9 protein-coding genes and 2 pseudogenes are annotated in these 6,858 nt (G+C 58.3%); 2 read left to right on the top strand and 9 right to left on the bottom strand.

Annotated features, from left to right (window positions below):
* Positions 1-170 (top strand): transposase domain-containing protein (locus tag AC13C2_RS12595; protein WP_482887016.1); only part of this gene is annotated, 170 nt, incomplete at its 5' end.
* An 87-nt stretch (positions 171-257) separates the two neighbouring features.
* Here the strand turns inward: AC13C2_RS12595 and AC13C2_RS12590 are convergent.
* Positions 258-425 (bottom strand): annotated as a pseudogene (locus AC13C2_RS12590) (transposase); the annotation flags it as partial.
* Between the two features lie 158 nt (positions 426-583).
* Between AC13C2_RS12590 and AC13C2_RS12585 the strand changes: the two are divergent.
* Positions 584-732: pseudogene (locus AC13C2_RS12585) on the top strand (IS5/IS1182 family transposase); the annotation flags it as partial.
* Between the two features lie 36 nt (positions 733-768).
* Here the strand turns inward: AC13C2_RS12585 and AC13C2_RS12580 are convergent.
* From AC13C2_RS12580 to rfbF, 8 genes are all read right to left on the bottom strand, one after another.
* Entirely contained in the window at positions 769-999 is a 231-nt protein-coding gene (locus AC13C2_RS12580) for a CmcI family methyltransferase (protein WP_482886998.1), read from the bottom strand.
* Positions 1,000-1,072: 73 nt separating this feature from the next.
* Complete coding sequence (locus AC13C2_RS12575) at positions 1,073-1,858, bottom strand: cephalosporin hydroxylase family protein (RefSeq protein ID WP_339643016.1); 786 nt, start codon at positions 1,856-1,858, stop codon at positions 1,073-1,075.
* A gap of 28 nt (positions 1,859-1,886) precedes the next feature.
* The gene (locus tag AC13C2_RS12570; protein ID WP_339643019.1) at positions 1,887-2,681 is read right to left on the bottom strand and encodes an NAD-dependent epimerase/dehydratase family protein; all 795 of its coding nucleotides are present in this window, start codon (positions 2,679-2,681) and stop codon (positions 1,887-1,889) included.
* Positions 2,678-3,181, bottom strand: coding sequence for an acyltransferase (locus AC13C2_RS12565; RefSeq protein WP_482886997.1), 504 nt, complete (start codon positions 3,179-3,181; stop codon positions 2,678-2,680). The genes AC13C2_RS12570 and AC13C2_RS12565 overlap by 4 nt, the downstream gene beginning before the upstream one ends.
* Positions 3,178-4,407, bottom strand: coding sequence for a class I SAM-dependent methyltransferase (locus tag AC13C2_RS12560; RefSeq protein ID WP_482886996.1), 1,230 nt, complete (start codon positions 4,405-4,407; stop codon positions 3,178-3,180). Before AC13C2_RS12560 ends, AC13C2_RS12565 begins: the two co-directional genes overlap by 4 nt.
* Positions 4,404-4,952, bottom strand: coding sequence for a dTDP-4-dehydrorhamnose 3,5-epimerase family protein (locus AC13C2_RS12555; protein ID WP_424338286.1), 549 nt, complete (start codon positions 4,950-4,952; stop codon positions 4,404-4,406). The genes AC13C2_RS12560 and AC13C2_RS12555 overlap by 4 nt, the downstream gene beginning before the upstream one ends.
* On the bottom strand, positions 4,949-6,034 hold the full coding sequence (gene rfbG / locus AC13C2_RS12550; protein ID WP_482886994.1) for a CDP-glucose 4,6-dehydratase: 1,086 nt from the start codon (positions 6,032-6,034) through the stop codon (positions 4,949-4,951). Before rfbG ends, AC13C2_RS12555 begins: the two co-directional genes overlap by 4 nt.
* A complete protein-coding gene (gene rfbF, locus AC13C2_RS12545; RefSeq protein ID WP_482886993.1) occupies positions 5,995-6,765 on the bottom strand; it encodes a glucose-1-phosphate cytidylyltransferase in 771 nt (256 codons plus the stop codon). The genes rfbG and rfbF overlap by 40 nt, the downstream gene beginning before the upstream one ends.
* Between the last annotated feature and the right edge of the window lie 93 nt (positions 6,766-6,858).

Genomic DNA, 6,858 nt, shown 5'->3' with positions numbered 1-6,858 from the left:
CCCGCGCCATGACCATCATTGAGACAGCCAAGCTCAACGGCCTCGATCCCCTGGCCTATCTCGCCGACATTCTTGACCGCATACATGATCACAAGATCAAAAGGCTCGATGAATTGCTGCCGTGGAATTGGACGCTGCGGGCCTCGAAAACCGACAGTCAAGCCGCATAAGCTGCGGCATCAATGGGGCGGTTACGAAGAAGTCGATGTCAGAGATGCTTTGACGGGTTGCGCGGATTGGCCGAACGCCGCCCTTCTTCACCCAGGCGCCGTTGCTGGTACCAATTTAGCCACTTTGCGAAGGTTCAGAGCGGTTGCTGCGAGATGGAACTGTTCGTTTGCGCCTTTGGGTACTCGGAGCCGCATCATCCGCAAACCGATGTATCGCTTGAGATGGGCAAACAGCATTTCGACCTTTCGTCGCTGGATGAACGAGGTCAGCATAACCAGCTGATCATCGGCCAGGACGGGTCAGCGTATCCAAAGCCGACACTATCGAACACTCTCTATGCGTGGCAGAGCGGTGACGCCGGACGGTTACGAAAGACAGAGGAATAAGTGCCTGCACCGTGATTGAAAGCAAGAAGCACGTCGTCAAATACGACAAACAGCGTCACAGACTGCACGCCCGCATCGAGGTCATGTTCGGTCGGCTCAAAGACTGGCGCCGTGAGCGGCCAGATATGACCGGTGTCCCAAGACCTTCTTTCCCGCCATAGCTTTCGCCGCGTGAGTGGTGAAACGCACGTCTTGCAACTTGGAAAATCAGCTATTTCACACGACGCAAATATCCGTTCGGCGCAACCGAGATCTGCAATTTCGCGTCAATCGTGTGGTCGATTTCGAAATTCTCGTTGGCTTGAAGAAATGCCCGCACGGCTGTCTTTGGATTGTTACCCGGCCCCCAGGGCCGATCCGGAAACATCGAAGCCTCCATGTCTTCGACCACTGTATCGAACACAACGCAGTAGCTTCCATTCCTGAGAAAGGACCGCACCATCAAACCGTGGGAACAAATACCTAGGGAACAGGCTTTCTCGGCCCCTTGCGGCCCCGTCGCCTGAATAATTGGACTATTTCACGCGAAGTAGAAACCCATTCGGAGCGACTGAGACCTGCAGTTTTTCGTCCATTGCATTGTCCACTACGAAATCATCGGTACCTTTCAGAAATGCCCGCACGGCGGTCATCGGGTTGTTGCCAACATCCCATGGCCGATCCTCGAAGAACGCTTCTGGCATATTCTCGACAAACGTGTCGAACACGACACAATAGCTTCCGGGGGTTACAAGCGTTCCGTAGGCATTTAACTCTGCGATCACATGATCATGGGTATGCATGGAATCGAGGAAGGCCAAAACCTTGCTGCCCTTTGGAATATGCGCCTTTACGGCCGCGATTGTCTCTGGCTCAATGGACGAGCCTTCTACCATGCGAATGCGCGACGCCATGCAGTGAGACTCAATCGCGTCGCGGTTATGAGCCCGGATGTCGATATCAACGCCCACCACAGTTCGTTTTGGGGTGGCAGGGTCAAGCGCTTCGCCATTGCTGACGGCGTCGTCGTAGTCCAACATCGCCAGAACAGAGGCCGACAGAATCAACGATCCGCCGTGGGCGATTCCCGTCTCAACCACTACATCGGGGCGCACCCGCCAAATCAGTTCCTGCACGGCGACCATGTCTTGCGGGTATTGGATGATTGGCCTTCCTAGCCAGTCGAAGTTGTAGACGTACCGGCGCGACATGCTTTGCTGAAGCCACTCTTGCGATAAAGATTTGAACGCGTCGTCGGTGCCGTATTGTGCAATCACCTTGCGACGTTCGGCTTCAAACTTTGCTCTTTCGTCCATAGTCATACCTTTTTTACCTTATACTGCCCTGATTTTATTTTAAAATCTGAACAATCTGTTCGATTGGATTGATCGGCGTATGGTCGAATTCTGCAAAAATACGGCCCGTATTTATGGCCGCAAAGCTCATATTTGGGGCGCCGGGAGCTACATGGATATCGCATCGAGTGTGGCGCGCCAAGGCATCGACCCAGTCACGATGCGTGGTCTGCGCTCCACGGGCAACATTGTAGATCCGCTCCGTGCCCCGCTCGGCAATATTTAAGATAGCTTCCGCAGCGTCGTCGATCCAAAGATAGTCCTTCGCAGTGTCGAGCGCACTTTCCAGTCGAATCTCACCCTCTTTCGCCTGCTGCGCAATTGCGCCCAAGAATGTTGAGCGCCCCGCCTCTTTTGGACCCACAATGTTGGACAGTCGGACGACTGTGCCATCCTTACCTTCCGCCGTCAGAACAAGCGCCTCTCCTGCAAGCTTGGTGACGTTATAAAGGTCAGAGGGATCGCCGGGGCGCACCGACAAGGTGGCGTCTTCGGATGTGTTGGTGCCCGTTGAATAAACGCGGGTGGACGACAAGAACAGTACCCTATCGTGGGCCCGTTGCGCCAGAATTTCGGCCAATAGACCTACATGTGCAACGGCCGTATCGTAAGGTCGGTTGCGAAAATCCGCCGTCAACCCGATACACCATATGATCGTTCCATGCCTACCCTCAGGCACAGTAATACTTCCGCGTGGAGGGCAGATCACTTCATAGCTGCGCTCTTGCGCCTTGCGCGCCACAGCGCGCCCGATGAAACCGTGACCCCCGAAAATCGTGATCCGGCTCATGATTTTGTGTCGCCGCGCGGGCGCACAGCGCGCAAAGGAGTGCCTGCGAAAATTGTTGCAGGATTCAACCTGCTGCGTACAATTGATCCCGCTGCGATAACTGATCCCCGGCCAATATGTGCCCCATCCAGCAGCACGCAATTGGCCCCGATCCAAACGTCATCCTCAACAATGATCCCGCCGCGCGACGGTTGGAACCCCTGCATACAAATGGGACGGCTTGGATCATCAAATGCATGGTTGGTGGCCGCAATTGTACAGTTTGCGGCGATCAACACGTCGCGCCCGATGGTGACGCCATGGCCTGAGTAGATCACGCAGCCGCTGTTAAGGTAACTGTTCTCTCCAATCGTGACGTCGCCCGTTCCACCAGCCATTTTGATCTTCACGAAAGCATCTATCATCACCCCTTCCGCTACCCGCAGAACACTGCCTTTAGAGGAAATCTCAAGATCAGCCATCGGGCTAATATGAGCGTCAGGAGCAATATCCCGGCTCATACGATCTTCAACTCAGGCACGAAGGTTACAAACCGTGTGCCAGCCTCCGCCAAATGTGACAGTTGCGCGCGGACTTCATCGGCGATGTTCCACGGCAGGATCACGACATAATCGGGGCGCGCATCATTGAGCGCCGAGGGCGCAAGGATCGGGATGTGGCTACCGGGCAGGAACATGTTCTGCTTGGCGAGCGCCGCGTCGTGGACACGTGGCAAAAGGTCCGGGCGAATACCCGCGAAATTCATCAGCGTGTTGCCTTTTGCCGCTGCGCCGTAGCCCGCGACGGTCTTTCCGTCGCGCTTTGCGTCCAGAAGGAAGCGGACGGCGGCGTCCTTGACGGCTTCGGCTTCGGCCTGGAAACCTTCGTAGAAAGCGGGGGTGTCCATGCCGCGGGTGCGTTCTTCTGCAAGAACTGAAGCCACGTTGCCTGATGCGACGTGGCTCGCGTCCGCCCGACATCCGTAGACGCGAAGCGATCCACCGTGGGTCGGCAGCTCTTCGACGTCCACCACGCGCAATCCGTTGGTTTCGAAGATCCGCTGGACGGTCATCAGCGAGAGGTAGGAAAAATGCTCATGGTAGACGGTGTCGAACTGGCGAAGTTCGACCATCCGCATCAGATGCGGGAACTCCAGCGTGACCACGCCCTCGGGCTTCAGCGCCGTGGCGATTGCACGAGTAAAATCGTTGATATCTGGCACATGGGCATAGACGTTGTTGCCAAGGATCAGATCGGCGGATTTTCCTTCTGCTGTAAGAGTTTCAACCAGAGCCATGCTGAAGAAATCCTCGACGATCTCGATCCCCTTGGCCCGTGCCGCATCTGCGGTGGCAGTCGTGGGTTCCACCCCGAGGCAGGGCACGCCCGCCGCTTTCATGTGTTGCAGGAGGTAGCCATCGTTGGCGGCCAGCTCGATCACGAAACTGTCCGGGCCAAGATCCAGACGCTCCACGATCATGTCAGTGTAGCGTTTCGCGTGGGCCACCCAGCCCGATGAAGTGGAGGAAAAATAGGCGTAATCCGCCCCGAAGACATCCGCCGCGCTGGTGTAATCCTCCGTCTGCACAAGGCGGCAGGCGGTACAGACGTTGAGGCGCAGGGGATAGGTCACCTCGGCCGCCTGAAGGCCCGCCGCGTCCAGATAGCCGTTGGACAGGGGCGCATGGCCGAGGTCGAGGAACCGTTCGGACAAGTGGGCATCGCAATGGCGGCAGGTGTGGATCATATCGCAATCGGCTCCAATTCGGACAGGCGAGGGTGCCCGGTGTCTCGAACGGATACTTCCGTCGGGGGAAAGGGCCAAGGAATGGCAAGCGCCGGATCGTCCCATGCTAGACCCCCTTCATGGGGCTTGGAATAGGGCGCGCTGTGAAAATAGAGCATCTCCACATCGGGCGTCAGGGTCTGGTAGCCGTGGGCGAAGCCCGCAGGTATATATAGCATATCGCGGTTGTCTTCGCTCAATTCCACACAGGTGGCATGGCCGTAGGTATCGGACCCTGCACGAATATCCACGACGACATCGAGGATCACACCGCGCACGCATCGCACCAGCTTGGCATCTGCCATCGGCGGACGTTGGAAATGCAGGCCGCGCAAGGTGAACTTGGTCTGGTTGAACACTGAATTCACCTGGCACCAGGTTACGTCTATACCGACCTGCGCGAACTCTTCGGCACAGAAGGTGCGGGCGAAAAAGCCGCGCGCATCTTCGCGCTTCTCGATGCTAATGTTGTAGAGGCCTTGGGGGGGCAGGGCGTGGAAGATCATGTGCCGCCCTCGAAGGCCTGGATCTGCGCACGGGTCATGGCTAACGCGTCCGCACCGCCCGTGACCGCGCGATACCAGTCAATGGTGTGCTTGACGGATTCTTCAAAGTCCCAGCAAGGGGACCAGCCGAGGGAGTCTTTCGCCAACTCAGTGGAAAGTGCGAGACGTCCTGCCTCATGGACCTGCGCTCCGCCCGAGACGTCGCGCCAGCCCCCCGGCCAATGACGCAGGGCCACGTCAAGCAGGTCGCCCACGGGGCGGTTGGCATTAGGGTCCGGGCCGAAATTCAGGGAGGGAGGAGCAGTGCCTGTGTGCAGGCGCTCGGCGTAGGCAAGATAGCCTGATAAGGGCTCCAGCACATGTTGCCAAGGCCGCGTGGCGCCTGGATTGCGAACTTCGACGGCGCGGCCATCGCGCAGGCTGCGCACGAGGTCTGGGATGATGCGATCCTCCGCCCAGTCGCCGCCGCCAATCACGTTTCCGGCGCGGGCGGAGGCGAGCTTCACATCGCCCTCGGCAAAGAACGCATCGCGGTAGCTGGCAATCACGAGCTCTGTCGCCGCCTTGCTTGCGCTGTAGGGGTCATGGCCGCCGAGGCGATCGCTTTCACGATACCCATAAGTCCATTCGCGGTTCTGATAGACCTTGTCGGTAGTGCTAACGACCACGGTACAGGGCCGCCCAGCCGTGCGGATCGCATCGAGCACATGGACGGTGCCTTGCACGTTCGTGGCCCAAGTCTCCACCGGTTGCGCGTAGGAGCGGCGGACGAGGGGCTGGGCGGCAAGGTGAAAGACGACGTCGGGGGCCACGGCATGGATGCGGGCGGTGACGCCTTCCGCGTCGCGCAGGTCGACTTCGGCATGATCCATGCGGTCCCGCAGCCCGAGTTGATCGAACAGGGCCGGTACCGTGTCAGGGGCCAGTGCCATCCCGAAGACCTCGGCACCCATATCGCTCAACCAGAGCGACAGCCACGATCCCTTGAAGCCAGTATGGCCGGTGACAAGCACCCGATTGTCGGACCAGAACGCCGCGTCGGTCATGCCCAGACGCGCCAGGGCGCTTGATTTCCGGCCCATTGCGCCTCCAGCACATTTCGGTCGCGGAGAGTGTCCATGGCAGTCCAGAAACCTGCGTGGCGATAGGCCGACAGTTGTCCGTCACGGGCGAGGCTCTCCAAGGGTTCACGTTCCCAGATCGTCGCGTCGCCTGCGATACGCTCCAGCACCGAGGGCTCGCATACGAAGAAGCCGCCGCTGATCCAGCGGCCATCGCCTTCAGGCTTCTCGATAAAATGGCTGACGCGGTCCTCCAGCAACTCGATCGCGCCGAAGCGGCCTGCCGGCTGCACCGCCGTCACCGTCGCCTCGCGTCCGTTTGCTTCATGAAACGCCACCAGCGCGCCGATATCCACGTCCGAGACGCCATCGCCGTAAGTCAGGCAGAACGTGTCATCGCCGATATGATCGGCCACCTTCTTCAGCCGCCCTCCCGTCTGGGTCAGTTCGCCGGTATCCACGAGGGTCACGCGCCACGGCTCGGCATTTTGCTGATGTACCTCCATGTTGTTGTCGCTCATGTCGAAGGTGACATCCGACATGTGAAGGAAGTAGTTCTTGAAGTATTCTTTGATGACATAGCCCTTATAGCCACAGCAGATCACGAATTCGGTGATCCCGTGATGGCCGTAGAGCTTCATTATGTGCCAGAGGATCGGTCGCCCGCCGATCTCGATCATCGGTTTAGGCTTGAGGTGCGATTCTTCGCTGATGCGCGTGCCAAGCCCGCCGGCAAGAATTACGGCTTTCATATGATCGACTGCGCTCTTCAGGGGGACAAACTAACTGTCAACTTGCACTGAATAGACAGGTCGGTGCAAGAACGACCGGCTGCATCGTCTGCG

The organism is Jannaschia sp. L-14R (assembly GCF_056857695.1).
The sequence above is the reverse complement of the archived record's forward strand: the minus strand, read 5'-3'. Positions and strand labels throughout refer to the sequence as shown.

What these genes read in the sequence shown, in the direction of transcription:
- AC13C2_RS12560 (WP_482886996.1), bottom strand. Translation starts at nt 4,407, where the DNA reads ATGATCCACACCTGCCGCCATTGCGATGCCCACTTGTCCGAACGGTTC.
- AC13C2_RS12555 (WP_424338286.1), bottom strand. Translation starts at nt 4,952, where the DNA reads ATGATCTTCCACGCCCTGCCCCCCCAAGGCCTCTACAACATTAGCATC.
- AC13C2_RS12565 (WP_482886997.1), bottom strand. Translation starts at nt 3,181, where the DNA reads ATGAGCCGGGATATTGCTCCTGACGCTCATATTAGCCCGATGGCTGAT.
- AC13C2_RS12570 (WP_339643019.1), bottom strand. Translation starts at nt 2,681, where the DNA reads ATGAGCCGGATCACGATTTTCGGGGGTCACGGTTTCATCGGGCGCGCT.
- AC13C2_RS12575 (WP_339643016.1), bottom strand. Translation starts at nt 1,858, where the DNA reads ATGACTATGGACGAAAGAGCAAAGTTTGAAGCCGAACGTCGCAAGGTG.
- rfbG (WP_482886994.1), bottom strand. Translation starts at nt 6,034, where the DNA reads ATGGGCCGGAAATCAAGCGCCCTGGCGCGTCTGGGCATGACCGACGCG.
- AC13C2_RS12580 (WP_482886998.1), bottom strand. Translation starts at nt 999, where the DNA reads ATGGTGCGGTCCTTTCTCAGGAATGGAAGCTACTGCGTTGTGTTCGAT.
- rfbF (WP_482886993.1), bottom strand. Translation starts at nt 6,765, where the DNA reads ATGAAAGCCGTAATTCTTGCCGGCGGGCTTGGCACGCGCATCAGCGAA.